At 73.4% G+C, this 16564-nt stretch carries 13 protein-coding genes; 5 read left to right on the forward strand and 8 right to left on the reverse strand.

Annotated elements, in window-relative coordinates; genetic code table 11:
• Positions 1–254 precede the first annotated feature (254 nt).
• Positions 255–2276: an amino acid transporter gene (locus AB5J87_RS24955; protein ID WP_369379433.1), complete on the reverse strand. Its 2022-nt coding sequence runs from the start codon at positions 2274–2276 to the stop codon at positions 255–257.
• 282 nt (positions 2277–2558) lie between these two features.
• Between AB5J87_RS24955 and AB5J87_RS24960 the strand changes: the two genes are divergently transcribed.
• The 5 genes from AB5J87_RS24960 to AB5J87_RS24980 all read left to right on the forward strand — a co-directional run bounded on the left by AB5J87_RS24960 (position 2559) and on the right by AB5J87_RS24980 (position 6283).
• Positions 2559–3920, forward strand: a complete 1362-nt coding sequence (locus tag AB5J87_RS24960; protein WP_369379434.1) for a glutamine synthetase family protein — start codon at positions 2559–2561, stop codon at positions 3918–3920.
• 129 nt (positions 3921–4049) lie between these two features.
• Positions 4050–4394: a VOC family protein gene (locus AB5J87_RS24965; protein WP_369379435.1), complete on the forward strand. Its 345-nt coding sequence runs from the start codon at positions 4050–4052 to the stop codon at positions 4392–4394.
• Between the two features lie 139 nt (positions 4395–4533).
• Positions 4534–4893 carry a 5-carboxymethyl-2-hydroxymuconate Delta-isomerase gene (locus AB5J87_RS24970; protein ID WP_369379437.1) on the forward strand — a complete coding sequence of 120 codons (360 nt, stop codon included), beginning with the start codon at positions 4534–4536 and terminating at the stop codon, positions 4891–4893.
• 104 nt (positions 4894–4997) lie between these two features.
• Positions 4998–5558 carry a hypothetical protein gene (locus tag AB5J87_RS24975; protein ID WP_369379439.1) on the forward strand — a complete coding sequence of 187 codons (561 nt, stop codon included), beginning with the start codon at positions 4998–5000 and terminating at the stop codon, positions 5556–5558.
• Positions 5555–6283, forward strand: coding sequence for a hypothetical protein (locus AB5J87_RS24980; RefSeq protein WP_369379440.1), 729 nt, complete (start codon positions 5555–5557; stop codon positions 6281–6283). Before AB5J87_RS24975 ends, AB5J87_RS24980 begins: the two co-directional genes overlap by 4 nt.
• Here the strand turns inward: AB5J87_RS24980 and AB5J87_RS24985 are convergent, their stop codons facing one another.
• The 7 genes from AB5J87_RS24985 to AB5J87_RS25015 all read right to left on the reverse strand — a co-directional run bounded on the left by AB5J87_RS24985 (position 6284) and on the right by AB5J87_RS25015 (position 16529).
• Entirely contained in the window at positions 6284–7306 is a 1023-nt protein-coding gene (locus AB5J87_RS24985; protein ID WP_369379442.1) for a TolB family protein, read from the reverse strand. It abuts the gene before it with no gap.
• The gene (locus tag AB5J87_RS24990) at positions 7303–8574 is read right to left on the reverse strand and encodes an MFS transporter (RefSeq protein WP_369379443.1); all 1272 of its coding nucleotides are present in this window, start codon (positions 8572–8574) and stop codon (positions 7303–7305) included. Before AB5J87_RS24990 ends, AB5J87_RS24985 begins: the two co-directional genes overlap by 4 nt.
• 1 nt (position 8575) lies before the next feature.
• Positions 8576–9463 (reverse strand): alkaline phosphatase family protein, encoded by an 888-nt coding sequence (locus AB5J87_RS24995; RefSeq protein ID WP_369379445.1) that lies wholly within the window; start codon positions 9461–9463, stop codon positions 8576–8578.
• A 206-nt stretch (positions 9464–9669) separates the two neighbouring features.
• Complete coding sequence (locus AB5J87_RS25000; protein ID WP_369379446.1) at positions 9670–12660, reverse strand: bifunctional [glutamine synthetase] adenylyltransferase/[glutamine synthetase]-adenylyl-L-tyrosine phosphorylase; 2991 nt, start codon at positions 12658–12660, stop codon at positions 9670–9672.
• Positions 12661–12760: 100 nt separating this feature from the next.
• Entirely contained in the window at positions 12761–13693 is a 933-nt protein-coding gene (locus AB5J87_RS25005; RefSeq protein WP_369379448.1) for a phosphatase PAP2 family protein, read from the reverse strand.
• Positions 13694–13849: 156 nt separating this feature from the next.
• Positions 13850–14872, reverse strand: coding sequence for a LacI family DNA-binding transcriptional regulator (locus AB5J87_RS25010; protein ID WP_369379450.1), 1023 nt, complete (start codon positions 14870–14872; stop codon positions 13850–13852).
• A gap of 25 nt (positions 14873–14897) precedes the next feature.
• Positions 14898–16529, reverse strand: coding sequence for a glycoside hydrolase family 13 protein (locus AB5J87_RS25015; RefSeq protein ID WP_369379451.1), 1632 nt, complete (start codon positions 16527–16529; stop codon positions 14898–14900).
• Between the last annotated feature and the right edge of the window lie 35 nt (positions 16530–16564).

Consider the following 16564-nt stretch of genomic DNA (forward strand, 5'->3'; position numbering starts at 1 on the left):
GGGGTCGGCCAAGATCCGGCCACCCGGCCGGAACCGGCCCCCGGGCCCCCGGACCACCGCTCCCGCGCCGCCCGGCGGCCCGCTGCCGTACGGACCCGGCGGCCCGCGCGCGTAGGGACCGACCTTGCCCGTCGATTGCTTGTACTGCGTCAGACCGCGGCGGCCCGCGCACGTACGGACCGACCGGGCCCGCAGCGGCCCGGCGGCCCGTCCCCGGTACCGACCCGGCGGCCCGGGCCCGTACGGCGGCGGCCTCAGCCCACGTGGACGCGCGGGCGGCGCTTCAGGTCCGGCTCGGCGCGGCGCAGCACCTCGCGGGTGACCGGGGCCACCTCGCCGTCGCCGAAGACCAGGAAGCGCAGCAGATGGCTGAGCGGATGGCCCTCGGTCCAGTTGAAGTAGGCGTGCGGCACCTCGCCGGTGCGCTCGCGCACCTTCATCATCACGGCCGCGATGGTGTTGGGCACCACCGCGCCCTCCACCCGCAGCCTGCGCACCCCGTGCTTCTCGTCGCCGTGCACGGTCAGCTCGGTGGTGAAGTCGGAGGAGTTCTGCACGAACACCTCCAGGAACAGCACCGGCCGCCCGTCCGGGATGTGGGTCTCCTCGCGCTGGCTGTACTCCTTGGCGCGGTACTCCCGGGTGCTGTGCTCCTGCGGCTCGTTGGCGATCAGCCGCAGCGGCCCGCTCCGGGCCGCCTCGTCGATGAACCGGGCCGCCGCCTCGTCGAAGGTCACCTCGGTGGCCCGCAGTTCGAAGGCCCGGTGCACCCGGGAGGCGAACGAGGAGAGCAGGATCGCGACGATGAAGAGCAGCGCGATCTTCAGTCCGTCGGGCCGCTCGATGACATTGGTGACCAGGGTGTACGCGAACACGGCGGTGATCGCGGCGAAGCCGAGCGCCGCCACCCGCCGCCCCCGGTGCAGCACGGCCACGGTCGAGGCGAACGAGGCCGACAGCATCAGCACCAGCACGCCGGTGGCGTACGCGCCGCTCTGCGCGTCCACGTCGGCGTCGAACCACCAGGTGATGAAGAAGGCGATCGCCACGAAGAGCAGCACCAGCGGGCGCACCGCGCGGGTCCACTCCGGGGCCATGCCGTAGCGCGGCAGATAGCGCGGGACCAGGTTGAGCAGTCCGGCCGTCGCCGACGCCCCGGCGAACCAGAGGATGGCGATGGTCGAGATGTCGTACACCGTGCCGAACGCCTCGCCCAGGTGCTGGTGGGCGAGGTAGGCGAGCGCGCGGCCGTTGGCGTCGCCGCCCGCCTTGAACTCGGACTCCGGGATCAGGATCGTGGTGGCGAGGCTGGAGACCAGCAGGAAGCCGCTCATCACCAGGGCGGCGGTGGTCAGCAGCTTGCGGGTGTCGCGGATGCGGCCGAGCGGCTTGGCGTGGGTGTCGGAGGGGTCGCCGGTGATCTGCGGCATCACGGCCACGCCCGTCTCGAACCCGGACATGCCGAGCGCGAGCTTGGGGAAGACCAGCAGCGCCACGCCGACCATCGCCAGCGGCGAGGAGTGTTCGGTGCTCATCGCGTGCCACCAGTCGTCGACCACGACCGGCTCGGTGGCTATCTTGCCGACGGCGGTGGCGAGGACGACCAGGTTGAGCGTCAGATAGACCGCGACGAGGACCACGGCGACGCCGATGGCCTCCTTGAACCCCTTGAGGAACACCGCGCCGAGCGCGGCCACCAGGGCCAGCGTGATCCAGAGGTTGGAGCCGTGCAGCCAGTGCGGGGCGAAAGGATTCTCCACGACATGGGCCGAGGCGTCCGCCGCCGAGAGCGTGATCGTGATCATGAAGTCGGTGGCCGCGAAGCCGAGCAGCACCAGGACGAAGACCTTCCCGGCCCACCACGGCAGCAGCCGCTCCAGCATGGCGATGGAACCCTCGCCGTTGGGCGACTCCTCGGCGACCCGCCGGTACACCGGCAGCGCGCCCAGCAGGGTCAGCGCGATCAGTACGAGGGTGGCCATCGGCGAGAGCAGCCCGGCCGCCAGCGCCGCGATGCCCGGCTGGTAGCCGAGGGTGGAGAAGTAGTCCACACCGGTCAGGCACATCACCCGCCACCAGGTGTGGCCCTTGTGCTCCTGCGGCGGGGTGCCGTGCGGCCCGGGGTGGCGGGCGGAGCTCTCGGACAGCCCGTCGAGCAGCCAGGCCCGCCAGCGGCGGGCGGCGGGCGCCGCCGGGTCCGCGGCGGGCCCGGCGCCGGGCCGCTCCTCGGTGCGCTGCGAGCCGGTATCCGGGGGCTCCATCTGGTTGCCGGTCATCGTGCGGTCTCCATAGCCGTACGGAGGTCAGCCGTACGAGGTCGTGGGGGTGGTGCCGCGGTGGTTCCGCGGTCGCGTCCGCGCGCGGCGCTGCGCGCGGCGACGAGCGAGTATCCCCCATGGCCTCGCACCGGAGCGCACCCGGTGCGACTGTGGGGAGGCGGCGTGCCGCAGGTCATACCGGGTGCGTAATGTGGCGGTAATCCCGGGCCCTGATACTGATGTTTCCCCCTCATGCCCGGACGGTGGTGCACAGACCGTCTGAACTGCAAGGATGTGGCTATGGACAAGCAGCAGGAGTTCGTGCTCCGCACTCTCGAAGAGCGTGACATCCGGTTTGTGCGTTTGTGGTTCACGGATGTGCTGGGCTTCCTGAAATCGGTCGCGGTCGCTCCCGCCGAGCTTGAACAGGCGTTCGACGAGGGGATCGGCTTCGACGGCTCCGCCATCGAGGGCTTCGCCCGGGTGTACGAGTCGGACATGATCGCCAAGCCGGATCCGGGCACCTTCCAGATCCTGCCGTGGCGCGCCGAGGCCCCGGGCACCGCGCGGATGTTCTGCGACATCCTGATGCCGGACGGCTCGCCCTCCTTCGCGGACCCGCGCTTCGTGCTCAAGCGCATCCTGGCCAAGACCTCGGACCTGGGCTTCACCTTCTACACCCACCCCGAGATCGAGTTCTTCCTGCTCAAGGACAAGCCGCTGGACGGCACCCGCCCGGTGCCCGCCGACAACTCCGGCTACTTCGACCACACCCCCCAGAACGTCGGCATGGACTTCCGCCGCCAGGCGATCACCATGCTCGAATCGATGGGCATCTCGGTCGAGTTCAGCCACCACGAGGGCGCCCCCGGCCAGCAGGAGATCGACCTGCGGTACGCGGACGCGCTCTCCACGGCCGACAACATCATGACGTTCCGCCTGGTCATGAAGCAGGTGGCGCTGGAGCAGGGCGTCCAGGCCACGTTCATGCCGAAGCCGTTCTCGGAGTACCCCGGCTCGGGCATGCACACCCACCTCTCCCTCTTCGAGGGCGACCGCAACGCCTTCTACGAGTCGGGCGCCGAGTACCAGCTCTCCAAGGTCGGCCGCTCCTTCATCGCGGGCCTGCTCAAGCACGCCGCCGAGATCTCCGCCGTCACCAACCAGTGGGTCAACTCCTACAAGCGGATCTGGGGCGGCTCGGAGCGCACGGCGGGCGCGGGCGGCGAGGCCCCCTCGTACATCTGCTGGGGCCACAACAACCGCTCCGCGCTCATCCGGGTGCCCATGTACAAGCCCGGCAAGACCGGCTCCTCCCGCGTCGAGGTCCGCTCCCTGGACTCCGGCTGCAACCCGTACCTGGCGTACTCCCTGCTCCTCGCGGCCGGCCTCAAGGGCATCGAGGAGGGCTACGAGCTCCCGGCGGGCGCCGACGACGACGTCTGGGCGCTCTCCGACTCCGAGCGCCGCGCGATGGGCATCGAGCCGCTCCCGCAGAACCTCGGCGAGGCGATCACCCTGATGGAACGCAGCGAGCTGGTCGCCGAGACGCTCGGCGAGCACGTCTTCGACTTCTTCCTGCGCAACAAGAAGCAGGAGTGGGAGGAGTACCGCTCCGAGGTCACCGCGTTCGAGCTGCGGAAGAACCTGCCGGTGCTGTGAGGGCGCGCCGGATCCGGGGCCCGGGTCCGGCATTCGGGGGGCTCCGGCGGGCGGATTCGTCCGCCGGGGTGTGTCCTGGCTGGGGCGGCCGGAAGCCGCCCCGCGCGACGCACCCCTAGGAGCACCCCCATGACCGAAGGTCTCAAGACGATCATCTACCCCGTCAAGGACATCGACCGGGCGAAGGCCATGTTCGGCGGTCTCCTAGGCGTCGAGCCGGTGATGGACGAGCCGTACTACGTGCAGTACAACGCGGCGGGCCAGGAGATCGGGCTCGATCCGAACGGCCACGGCAAGGGCATGACCGGGCCCGTGCCGTACTGGCACGTCGCCGACATCAACCAGACCGTCGCGGTGCTGCTCGACGCGGGCGCCGAGTCGCTCCAGGACGTCCAGGACGTGGGCGGCGGCCGGCTCACGGCGACGGTGCGGGACGCGGACGGCAACGTCATCGGGCTGGTCCAGCCGTCCTGAGCGCCGGTCCCCGGACCCGCCGGGTCCCGGCCTTCGCGGGCCGGGCCCGGCCCGGGGAATATCGCACGGGTGTGCCCAGTTGGCGCTGGTGGAGCCAGCCGGGTTCCGCCAAGTCTGCCGTGCGATCAGAGGATTGAGCATGCCGTTCGTCCACGTCGAGTACTCCGAGCGTCTCGCCGAGACCTTCGACCGCCAGGGCTTCGCCCGCGAGGTGCACGCCGCCGCGCCGGCCATCGTCGACGCCCCGTCCCTCGCCTTCAAGACGCGCTTCCGCCGGATCGAGGAGTCGTACTTCGGCACCGGCGAGGACGACATCGACGCCGTCTTCATCCAGCTGTCGATCCTGACCGGCCGCACCCAGCAGGCCCGCGAGCAGCTCACCGAGACGGTCCTCGAACTGGCCCGCAAGCACATCACCCCCACCCCGGACCGGCGGCTGCACTTCATGGTCGAGGTCCGCGAGATGGAGCGGGAGTCCTACCGCTTCCACAAGGACTGATCCCGCAGGTCCGACCGTTTCCCGCGCACACCGGCCCGGGGCGCCCGTAGCGGGCCCGCCCCGGGCCTTCCCGCGTCCCGGGCGCCGCTGCCATCCTTGGCTCCGTGTCCGTATGGATGGCGTGCGTCTGGGGGCTGCTCGGGGCCGGTGCCCTGGAGGCGCACCAGCTGCGCGGCGACATCGCCCGGGTGCGGAACCTGCCGTGGCGGGTCCGGGGCGAACTGCCGCTCGGCGCCTACCTCACGGCCCTCGCCCTGCGCCTCGCGCTGGGGGTGGGCCTGGCGGCGGTGTTCGGCGCGTCCGGGCAGGCGGGCGGCCCGGTGGGGGTGATGGCGGTGGGCATCGCGGCCCCCACGGTGGTGGAGCAGCTGGCCGGCCGCAGACTGGCCGAGGCCCCCTCGGTCCTCGCACCGGCCGGCGGTCTGCTGGAGCCGGGCCCGGCGCCCGGCCCGGCGGCGCCCGTGCAGCCCCCGCCCGCGCAGCCCCCGCCCGTGGCCGCCCCGGACCCGGGCGCGGGCGCTCCGGAACCGGACCCGGGTGCCGCCCCCCGCGCCGCCACCGGTGCGGAACCTGGCCCCGGCGACCGGTCGGACCCCCGTCCCCCGGTCCGTCCGGCTGTCCGTCCCGACGGGCGTACGTCCGGGAGTGGAGGGAGCGACCGGTGAACGGTACCGACACGTTCGTACGGCAGGTCATGGCCTCGCTGGCCCGGCGCAGGCCCTTCGGCGAGACCGCGCCCGCCGCCCCCGCGCCCGCCCCGCACCTCCTCGCCGAGGACCGGCCCGCCTACGAGCGGCTCGTCGACGACGTCCTGCGGGAGCGGGCCCCGGGACCGGAGGAGCCGTTCAGCACGGAACAGCTGCGCACCATGGCGATGAACGCGGCGGGCCTGATCAACGGCGCCGCCGCGGCGGAGTACCTGGAGTACGTACGGCGGCGCGAGGAGGGCCGCCGGGCGTTCGGCGCCGAGGACGGCGCGGACCCCGACGGCGGCCCGGCCGCCCCGGCCGCGGACGGGGACGAGGAGGACGGCGGGGCGGGCCCGGTCGCCGTGGTCATGGTCCTCGCCCCCGTCCTCGCCGGCGCCGCCGCCGTGGGCTTCCTGGGCCTGGGGTACGTGTTGCGGCTGCTCAGGGGGGACGTCGACTTCGCCCGGACGCTCGTCACCGCCGGCTGGGTGTTCGGTGCGATCACCATGGCGGCGATCCTGGTCTCGGCGGTCGGGCTGCTCCTGGCCGCGGTGCGCCACGGCGGGCAGGGCGGCCGGGGCGGGGACGCGCGGGCCGCCGGGGTCGCCGGGGCACGGGAGGCGTGGCTCGCCGCGCTGCGCGGGCGCGGCGTCGAGCCGTTCCTCCGGGAGGTGCGCGGGCCGGTGGCCCCGGGCGGCTGATCAGCCCAGGTAGGCGGGGGCCAGTCCGGCCGTCAGGAGGCGGCGGGGGCCGCCGGTGCCGTCGGCGGGAAGGCTGTAGAGGTCCGCGCCGTAGTCGCCGGGCAGCGAGTACACCACCGTGCGGTCGTCCTGCCACACCAACTGGTCGTCCACGCTGCGCGGTTCGGCCAGCGCGGTCTCGCGCATGGTGGCGAGGTCCAGGACGTACAGGTGCCAGGGCGCGTCCGCCGGGAGGCCCGCGACGCGCTTCTTGAAGGCGATCCGGGTGCCGTCGGGGGAGAGCGAGGGGCACTCCAGATTGGTGCGGAGGGTGGTGACCTTGCGGGCCGCGAGGTCGCCGCGGACCAGATAGGTCTTCTTGGCCGTCGCCATCGTCGCGTAGAAGTGCTGGTCGTCGGCGAAGGTGACGCCCCAGAAGTTGACGTCGGAGGCGTGGTACGGGTGGCCGTCCCGCTCGATCGCGAAGTCCTCCAGGGTCCGGGTCAGCGCGCCGGTGCGGGTGTCCAGGATCGCCGTGCGGGTGGAGAAGTTGGTGCCCGCGTACGAGTCGCCGCCGACGAACACCGTCCAGGCCGCCAGATGGCCGGACGGGGAGACCCGCGCCCGGGTCGGGATGCCCGGCAGGCCGTAGTGGGCCCTCTCCTTGAGGTCCGCGTCCAGGATCACCGCCCGGTAGCCGTCGCGCACCGCGCCCCGCTCGGCCTGGAGGCAGACCCCGGTCCCGGCGGCGGCGTAGAAGCGCAGGCACTTGACGCCGGAGGCGGTGCGCGGCCCCGCCGGGTCGGCGGCCGGGACCGTGGCGAGCTCGTCGCGGTGCGGGCCCCAGGCCATGTTGCGGAAGACGATGCGGCGGGCGGAGTCCGGGGCGAGGGAGACCTGGCCGCCCCGGACCGGCGGGCCGTCCGCCTGGACCTGGTTCTTGCGGTCCTCGCGGCTCGCCGCGTGCAGTACGGACGCGGTGGCCACGCCCGCCAGCACCAGCAGGGCGGTGACCAGGACGATCAGCTTGTTGCGCAGGGTCATGCGAGGGTTCCCCCGTCGGTCCGGGCCGGGTCCGCCGGGCGCAGCAGCACCGCGCCCGCCGCGCACAGGGCGAGCGCCGCGGCGGCCGTGCCCAGCGCCGTGCGGTCGCCCCACGCCGTCCACGCCGCGCCGAACGCGATCGAGCAGACGAACCGGGCCGACGCCTGGCCGGTCTGGATCAACGCCAGCCCGCTGGAGCGCAGTTCGGCCGGGACGGCGCCCGCCGCAGCGGCCATCAGGACGCCGTCGGTCGCCGCGTAGAAGAGGCCGTGCAGGGCGAGGACGACATAGGGCAGCGCGGCCCCGCGCCAGCCCGGCAGCAGCAGGGCGTACGCGCACAGCAGGGCCGCGTGGCCGCCCAGGAAGACCTGCCAGCGGCCCACCCGGTCGGCGAGGCGGCCCAGCGGGACGGCGAGCAGCAGGAACGCGGCGGCCGTGCCGAGCGGCAGCAGTGCGAACCAGCGGTCGGGCACGTCCAGGCGCCGCTGGAGCAGCAGGTAGACGAACGAGTCGCTGACGGTCGCCAGGCCCAACAGGAGGGCGCAGAGCGCCAGTCGGCGCACCTCGCGCTCCCCGAGCAGCGCGAGCGCCGCCTTCAGCGAGGCGCGCGGGGCGCCGGGGGCCCGCTCGGGCCCGGCCGCGCGCGCGGGCACGAAGAGCACCAGGACCAGGACGCCGACCGCCGCCACGCAGAAGCTCACCGTGAACACCGCGTCGTAGCCGTCCACCGCCTGACGCAGGATCAGGAACGCCACCAGCGGGCCGAGCAGGGCGCCCGCCGTGTCCATCGCGCGGTGCACGCCGAAGGCCCGGCCGCGCGCCTCGGGCGCCGAGGCCAGCGAGATCATCGCGTCGCGCGGCGCGGTGCGCAGCCCCTTGCCGGTGCGGTCGGCCGCGAGCACCGCGCCGATCACCGGCAGCGAACCGGCCACCAGGAGCAGGGGTTTGCACACCGCCGACAGGCCGTAGCCGAACACGGCGACGGCCTTGTGGCGCCCGCCCCGGTCGGCCAGGTGCCCGCCGACCAGCCGGACCAGCGCGCTGAAGCCGTTGTAGACGCCGTCGAGCAGGCCGAACCCCAGCGGGGACAGGCCCAGGCCCGTGACCAGGTAGAGCGGCAGGACGGCGGTGACCATCTCCGAGGAGACGTCGGTGATCAGGCTGACCGCGCCGAGCGCGAGCACGGTCGGGGCCACGGCGGACCGCCGCCCGGTGGTGAGCCGGGCGGCGGGGGCCGCGGGAGTGCTGCGGCTGTCTGCTACGTACACGTCAGGAGGCCCAGATGCCCGTGATGTCCGAGGCGTTGGCGGCCTGTCCGGCGTGCGTGGTGCCGTACATGTCCTCGATGGTGCGGAGCACGTTGTAGTGGTTGTACGTCGTCGAGGACGTCGAGCCGGGGGTGACCGGCTGGCCGTACAGCACGGTCGCGATCCTGTTGCCCGCGAGCCGGTTGTCCTCGTCGAAGGTGACCACGAGCAGGCTGTTGTGGGTCTTGGCCCAGGTCGCGTAGGCGCCCAGGTTGTTCTTCAGCCAGGTGTCACCGGTCGAGACCGAGCAGTCGTGCATGTCGCTGCACAGGTTCGGCGTGACGTAGGAGACGGTCGGCAGGGTGGTGAAGTCCGTGGGGAACTGCGCGAACGTCTTGGCGCTGGACGTCGGCACGTTGGAGAAGCCGAACCACGGGTTGTGCTTCTGCGCGTACTTGCCGCTGCTGCACGTGGTCGAGCCCTGGCTGGGCAGCGACTCGTTGTAGCTGGCCCAGGTCCTGCCCTTGGCGATGACCTCGGACGCCAGGTTGGGCGCGGAGGAGAAGCCGACCTTGACGCAGCTGTCGTCCGTGACGCCCTGGGTGGAGCCGGAGAACATCGCGTAGTAGTTCGGCTGGCTCGGGTGGGTCTCGGCGAACGACTGCGTGAGGTTGGCGCCGCCGCTCTTCAGCGAGTTGATGTACGGGGCGCTGGAGCTGCCGATGACCTGGTCGTACGCGTGGTTCTCGAAGACCACCACCACCGTGTGGTCGGGGGTGGGGACGGTGGCCGCCGCCGAGGCGGACGAGCCGCCGAGCCCGGCCCACAGGCCGGCGGACGCGGCCACGAGGCCGACGGCGGAGAAGAGGGCGGTGCGGGTGCGGCGGCGCGGTATGGACCAGCCGGACACGGCGGTACCTCCGGTGTGGGGAATCGTGGGGGGCGGTGCACCGTGAGGGTAGGGCGGCTCTTTTGAGACAGGAAGATCCGTGCACGTGAAGGTAGTGGGAACGGATGGGGTCGTTCGATGTCCGACGGCCGTCCCGGGGTGCCCGCGCGGTTCCCCGCGCCCCCGGGCGCTCGGGGGCGCGGCAGGCGGACGGTGGGGTAACGGGACTAGGCCCCGTAGAACAGCCGCTCCACCACCGCCCGCGCCCGCCGCGTCACCCGGCGGTAGTCGTCGAGCATGTCCCCGACGTGGCCCGGCTCGTAGCCGAGGTAGCGGCCGACGGCGGCCAGCTCCCGCCCGTCGGACGGGAACGTGTCGCCGGACCGCCCACGTACCAGCATCACACCGTTGCGCACCCGTGTCGCGAGGACCCACGCGTCGTCCAGTATCCCGGCGTCCTCGGTCGCGATGAGACCCGCGGAGTGCGCCGCCGACAGCGCCTCGCGGGTACGGGTGGTGCGCAGGCCCGGCTCGGCCCAGCCGTGCCGCATCTGCAGCAGCTGCACCGTCCACTCCACGTCGGACAGACCGCCCCGGCCCAGCTTGGTGTGGAGCGTCGGGTCGGCGCCGCGCGGCAGCCGCTCCGACTCCATCCGGGCCTTGAGCCGCCGGATCTCGCGCACCGCGTCCTCGCCCAGCCCCTCGGCCGGGTAGCGCAGCGGGTCGATCAGCTCGGTGAACCGCCGCCCCAGCTCGGCGTCGCCCGCCATCGGCTCGGCCCGCAGCAGCGCCTGGCTCTCCCACACCAGGGACCAGCGGCGGTAGTACGCGGCGTACGAGCCCAGGGTGCGGACCATCGGCCCGCTCCTGCCCTCCGGGCGCAGGTCGGCGTCGATCAGCAACGGCGGGTCGGTGGTGGGGAGCTGGAGGAGCCGGCGCATCTCGGCGACGACCCGTCCGGCGGCCGAGGCGGCCTCCTGCTCGTCGTCCTGCTCGCGCGGCTCGTGGACGAACAGGACGTCCGCGTCCGAGCCGTAGCCCAGCTCGTTCCCGCCGAAGCGGCCCATGCCGATGACCGCGAACCGGGTGGGCAGGGTGTCGCCCCACTCGGCCCGCACGGCCGCCCGCAGCGCGCCCGCGACGGTCGCCGCGTTCAGATCGGTCACCGCCTTCCCGACCCGGTCGACCAGGGCGCCCGGATCCTCCTCGGCGGGGTTCTCCTCGGTGCCGTAGGAGCCGATGAGGTCGGCGGCGGCGGTGCGGAACAGCTCCCGGCGCCGTACGCCGCGGGCCGCGGCGACCGCGCCCTCGGCCGTCTCGGCGCGGCCCACCGCGGCCAGCACCTCCTGCTCCAGAACCTCGCGCCCGCGCGGCTTCAGGCCCTCCGGGTCGCCCAGGATCGCCACCGCCTCGGGGGCGCGGAGCAGCAGGTCGGGGGCGAGGCGCCCGGCGGAGAGCACCCGGGCCAGGTTCTCCGCCGCCGCGCCCTCGTCGCGCAGCAGCCGCAGGTACCAGGGGGTCTTGCCGAGCGCGTCGGAGACCTTGCGGAAGCCCAGCAGGCCCGCGTCCGGGTCGGCCGAGTCGGCGAACCAGCCCAGCAGCACCGGCAGCAGGGTGCGCTGGATGGCGGCCTTGCGGGTCACCCCGGAGGAGAGGGCCTCCAGATGTCTCAGGGCCGCCGCCGGGTCCGCGTACCCGAGGGCCTCCAGGCGCTGTCCGGCCGCCCGGGGGCTGAGCCGGGTCTCGCCGGGCGCCAGCTGGGCGACGGCGTCGAGCAGCGGGCGGTAGAACAGCTTCTCGTGCAGCCGCCGCACCGCGGAGGCGTGCTTGCGCCACTCCCGGTGCAGGGTGGTGACCGGCTCGGTGCGCAGCCCCAGCGAGCGGCCGAGGCGGCGCAGGTCGGCCTCGTCCTCGGGCACCAGATGGGTGCGGCGCAGCCGGTACAGCTGGATGCGGTGCTCCATCGCCCGCAGGAACCGGTACGCCTCGTCGAGCTGGGCGGCGTCCGCGCGCCCCACGTAGCCGCCCGCGGCCAGCGCGCCCAGCGCGTCCAGGGTGGTGCCGCTGTGCAGGGTGGCGTCCGCGCGCCCGTGCACCAGCTGGAGGAGCTGTACCGCGAACTCGACGTCCCGCAGTCCGCCGGGCCCCAGCTTCAGCTCCCGGTCGACCTGGGCGGCCGGGATGTTGTCGACGACCCGGCGGCGCATCTTCTGCACGTCGGCCACGAAGTTGTCCCGCTCGGCGGCCTGCCACACCAGCGGCGAGACCGCCTCCACGTACGCCTCGCCGAGCTGGGGGTCCCCGGCCACCGGCCGGGCCTTGAGCAGCGCCTGGAACTCCCAGGTCTTGGCCCAGCGCTGGTAGTACGCGAGGTGCGAGGAGAGGGTGCGCACCAGCGGCCCGTTGCGGCCCTCGGGGCGCAGGTTGGCGTCCACGGGCCAGATGGTGCCCTCGACGGTGGTCTCCGAGCAGATCCGCATCAGATGCGCGGCGAGCCGGGTGGCGGCCTGCAGCCCGGCGCGCTCGTCGGCCCCGTCCGCGGGCTCCCCGACGAAGATCACGTCGACGTCGGAGACGTAGTTCAGCTCGTGGCCGCCGCACTTGCCCATCGCGATCACCGCGAGCCGGCACTGGGCGGCGTCGGCGGGGGCGGCGGCCCGGGCGATGGCGAGCGCGGCGCGCAGGGTGGCGGTGGCCAGGTCGGCGAGCTCGGCGGCGGTCTCGGCGACATCGGTGGTCCCGCACACGTCACGCGCCGCTATCGTCAGCAGGCACCGCCGGTAGGCGACCCGCAGCGCCACCGGGTCCTGCGCCGACGCCAGGCCCCGTTCGAACTCGACCACCCCGGGGTGCAGGTCCGCGGCCTCGTAGGTGACCAGGGCGTGCCAGTCGCCCGGGTGCCGGGCCAGGTGGTCGGCGAGCGCCTCGGAGGCCCCCAGCACGCCGAGCAGCCGGTCCCGCAGGGGCTTGGCGCTGGTCAGGGTGGTCAGCAGGGCCTGCCGCTCGGCCGGGTCCTGGGCCTCCACGATCCGGACCAGACCGGCGAGCGCCAGATCCGGGTCGGCGGTCGCGCCCAGCGCGTCCAGGAGCACCGGATCGGCGCGTACGGAGGCGAGCTCCGGGGCGTCGAGATGGCGTTCGGCGGTGGACGGATCGGTGAAGCCGAACCGCAGCAGCCGTGTGAAGGTGCTGCTCCTGCGCCCCGGCACCGCCGTCATTCCCGCCGCCTCCCACTGCACCGCGCCCGGCTCCGCGCCGGATCAAGGTCGGTTCCGAGCCTATCGGCAGCGGGCCGGGTCGGGGCAGGCGAGGAGGGGGTCAGGCCCGCGCGGTACCGGTCACCACGCGCCCGCGTGGCCCGTTCTCGACGCGCCGGGGGAGCCGGTGCGGCAGCTTCCCGTACCAGAGGCGGGAGACCAGGAAGCCGAAGGAGAGGCAGAGCACTCCGCCCACCGCGTCCAGCCAGAAGTGGTTGGCGGTGGAGACGATCACGACCAGGGTCGCCACCGGGTAGAGCAGGCCCAGGATCCGGGCCCAGGGGGCCTTGGCCAGGGCGAAGATCGTCAGCCCGCACCACAGGGACCAGCCGATGTGCATCGACGGCATCGCCGCGTACTGGTTCGACATGTTCTTCAGGTCGCCGGACGCCATCGAGCCCCAGGTCTGGTGGACCAGGACGGTGTCGATGAAACCGCCGTTGTTCATCAGCCGCGGCGGCGCCAGCGGATAGAAGTAGTAGCCGACCAGGGCCACACCGGTGGTGGCGAAGAGGATCAGCCGGGACGCCGCGTAGCGGCCGGGGTGGCTGCGGAAGAGCCACACCAGCACGCCGATGGTGACGATGAAGTGGAGCGTGGCGTAGTAGTAGTTCATCCCGGTGATCAGCCATGTCACCGAGTTGACGCCGTGGTTGACCGACCGCTCCACGGCGATGCCGAGGTGCCGCTCGACGGACCAGATCCAGTCGGCGTTGTCGAGCGCCTGCGACTTCTGTTCGGGGACGGCGTTGCGGATCAGCGAGTACAGCCAGTAACTCACCGCGATCAGCAGGATTTCGAACCAGAGCCGCGGTCTGCGCGGCGCGCGCAGCCGCTGGAGCAGGGAGGGGGGCGGGGGCGGGGCCGAAGGCGTCTGCTCCGGCGCCGCGGCCCGCTCGGCGGACTCCTCGGAAGAGGGTGTGGACGCAGCCGACGGGGCGGCCGACGGGGTGTCCGCCGTACCTTCCAGAGTCTTCACGGTCATTTCACCCATAGCGTGAGAGTCTGCCAGATGGACCTGCTCCCCGCAGATCGTCCTCCGGTCGGGTTCTGTCCCGGCCCCTACTACCAGCGGAGGACTCCGCGCGGACGAGCGGGCCGGCCGCTACCCCGATTTTAGGCCGGGGACGGCCGTCGGCCCACCGGAGCACTACTTCGGCGCCGGACCGGAGGCGGTTGAACCCCGGACCACCAGCTCGGGCATGAAGACGAACTCGCTGTGCGGGGCCGGGGTGCCCCCGATCTCCTCCAGGAGCGCGCGCACCGCCGCCTGACCCATCGCGGTCACCGGCTTGCGGATCGTGGTCAGCGGTGGATCGGTGAACGCTATGAGCGGGGAGTCGTCGAAACCCACCACCGAGATGTCCCTGGGCACGTCCAGCCCGGCCTGGCGGGCCGCCCGGATCGCCCCCAGCGCCATCATGTCGCTGGCGCACACCACCGCCGTGCAGCCCGCCGCGATGAGCGCGGTGGTGGCGGCCTGGCCGCCCTCCAGCGTGTACAGCGAGTGCTGGACCAGCGCCTCGGCCTCGCCCGGGGTCAGCCCCAGCGAGTCCTCCATCGCGGCCGTGAAGCCCTCGATCTTGCGCAGTACGGGGACGAACCGCTTGGGGCCGACCGCCAGGCCGATCCGGGTGTGGCCGAGCGCCGCGAGATGGGTGACCGCCAGCCGCATCGCGGCCCGGTCGTCGGGGGAGATGAACGGCGCCTGCACCTTCGGCGAGAAACCGTCCACCAGCACGTAGGGCACGCCCTGGGCCCGCAGCTGCTCGTAGCGGTCCATGTCGGCCGTGGTGTCGGCGTGCAGTCCGGAGACGAAGATGATGCCCGAGACGCCCCGGTCCACCAGCATTTCGGTGAGCTCGTCCTCGGTGGAGCCGCCGGGGGTCTGGGTGGCCAGCACCGGGGTGTACCCCTGGCGGGTCAGCGACTGGCCGATGACCTGGGCGAGCGCCGGGAAGATCGGGTTCTCCAGCTCCGGAGTTATCAGACCAACGAGTCCGGCGCTGCGTCTGCGCAGCCGTACCGGCCGTTCGTAGCCGAGGACGTCGAGCGCGGCCAGCACGGATTCACGGGTGCCCGCGGCCACACCGGGCTTGCCGTTGAGCACGCGGCTGACTGTGGCTTCGCTGACCCCCGCCTGGGCTGCGATGTCGGCAAGCCGTGCGGTCACGGGATTGGACTGTACCGGTCGCACGTCAGATTGCCCACCAGACAGCGGATTCGGCGGGGATCGTGACGTTACCGCCGGTGAACTCCAGGGCGGAGGAGGCCAGCAGCGGCCGTCCGGGGACCGGCAGCCGGGCCTCCCCGGCGCCCGTGTTGACCGTGCAGACGAAGCCCGGCCGGGCGAAGGCCAGCACGTCCTCGGGCGCCGCCAGCCACTCGACCGCGTCGCCCGCGCCGAGCCCCGGCAGTTCCCGGCGCAGGGCGAGGGCCGCGCGGTAGAGCTCCAGCGTCGAGCGCGGGTCGCCGGTCTGCGCCTCGACCGAGAGGCCGCGCCAGGAGGCGGGCTGCGGCAGCCAGCTGCCCCCGTCGCCGAACCCGTACGAGGGCCCCTCCTCGGTCCACGGGATGGGCACCCGGCAGCCGTCCCGGAAGCCGTCCTGGCCCTCCGCGCGGAAGAACGACGGGTCCTGGCGCACCTCGTCCGGCAGATCGGTGACCTCGGGCAGGCCCAGCTCCTCGCCCTGGTAGAGGTAGGCCGACCCGGGCAGCGCCAGCATCAGCAGGGCCGCCGCGCGCGCCCGGCGCAGCCCCCGCTCGCCGCCGCCGTAGCGGGTCGGGTGGCGCACCACGTCGTGGTTGGAGAGCACCCAGGTGGTGGGGGCGCCGACCGAGCGGGTGGCGGCGAGCGAGGCGTCGACGACGGCGCGCATCCCGGCCGCGTCCCACGGGCAGTTCAGGAACTGGAAGTTGAACGCCTGGTGCAGTTCGTCGGGGCGCACGTACAGGGCGAGCCGCTCGGGCGAGGGCGCCCACGCCTCGGCGACCGCGACGCGCTCCCCCTCGTAGGAGTCCAGCAGCCGGCGCCAGGAGCGGTGGATCTCGTGGACGCCGTCCTGGTCGAAGAACGGCAGCTCCTGGGCGCCGATCAGCTTGGCCTGCTCGCGGGCGCCGATGTCGGGCAGCCCGGCGGCCTTGACCATGCCGTGCGCCACGTCGACGCGGAAGCCGTCCACGCCGAGGTCCAGCCAGAACCGCAGCACCGACTCGAACTCGGCCCGCACCTCGGGGTGTTCCCAGTTGAGGTCGGGCTGCTCGGGCGCGAACAGGTGCAGGTACCAGTCGCCGTCCTCGGTCCGGGTCCAGGCCGGGCCGCCGAAGACCGACTCCCAGTCGTTGGGCGGGGTGGCGCCGCCCTGCTCGGGCACCGGGCCGCGGCGGCCCGGGTGGAAGTGGTAGCGGTCGCGCTCGGGGCCGCCGGCCAGCGCCGAGCGGAACCAGGCGTGCTGGTCGGAGGTGTGGTTGGGGACGATGTCGACGATCACCCGCAGGCCCAGCCGATGGGCCTCGCGGACCAGGTCGTCGGCGTCCTGGAGGTCTCCGAAGAGCGGGTCGACGGCCCGGTAGTCGGCCACGTCGTAGCCGCCGTCGGCCTGCGGGGAGGAGTAGAAGGGGGTGAGCCAGACGGCGTCCGCGCCGAGCTCGGCCAGGTGCGGGAGGCGGGCCCGGATGCCGGGCAGATCGCCGATGCCGTCGCCGTCGCCGTCCGCGAAGGAGCGGACGTACACCTGGTAGATGACGGCGTCGCGCCACCAGCCGGTGCCGCCGTCGCGGGCGGGGGTCCGGCCCGGGTCGGCGGTGGTCGTGGTCAGCTCCTGCGTCATGGAAGGGTCCCTCTCCGACGGCGTGCACGGTGTCC

It is taken from the genome of Streptomyces sp. cg36 (assembly GCF_041080675.1).
Lineage (GTDB): Bacteria > Actinomycetota > Actinomycetes > Streptomycetales > Streptomycetaceae > Streptomyces.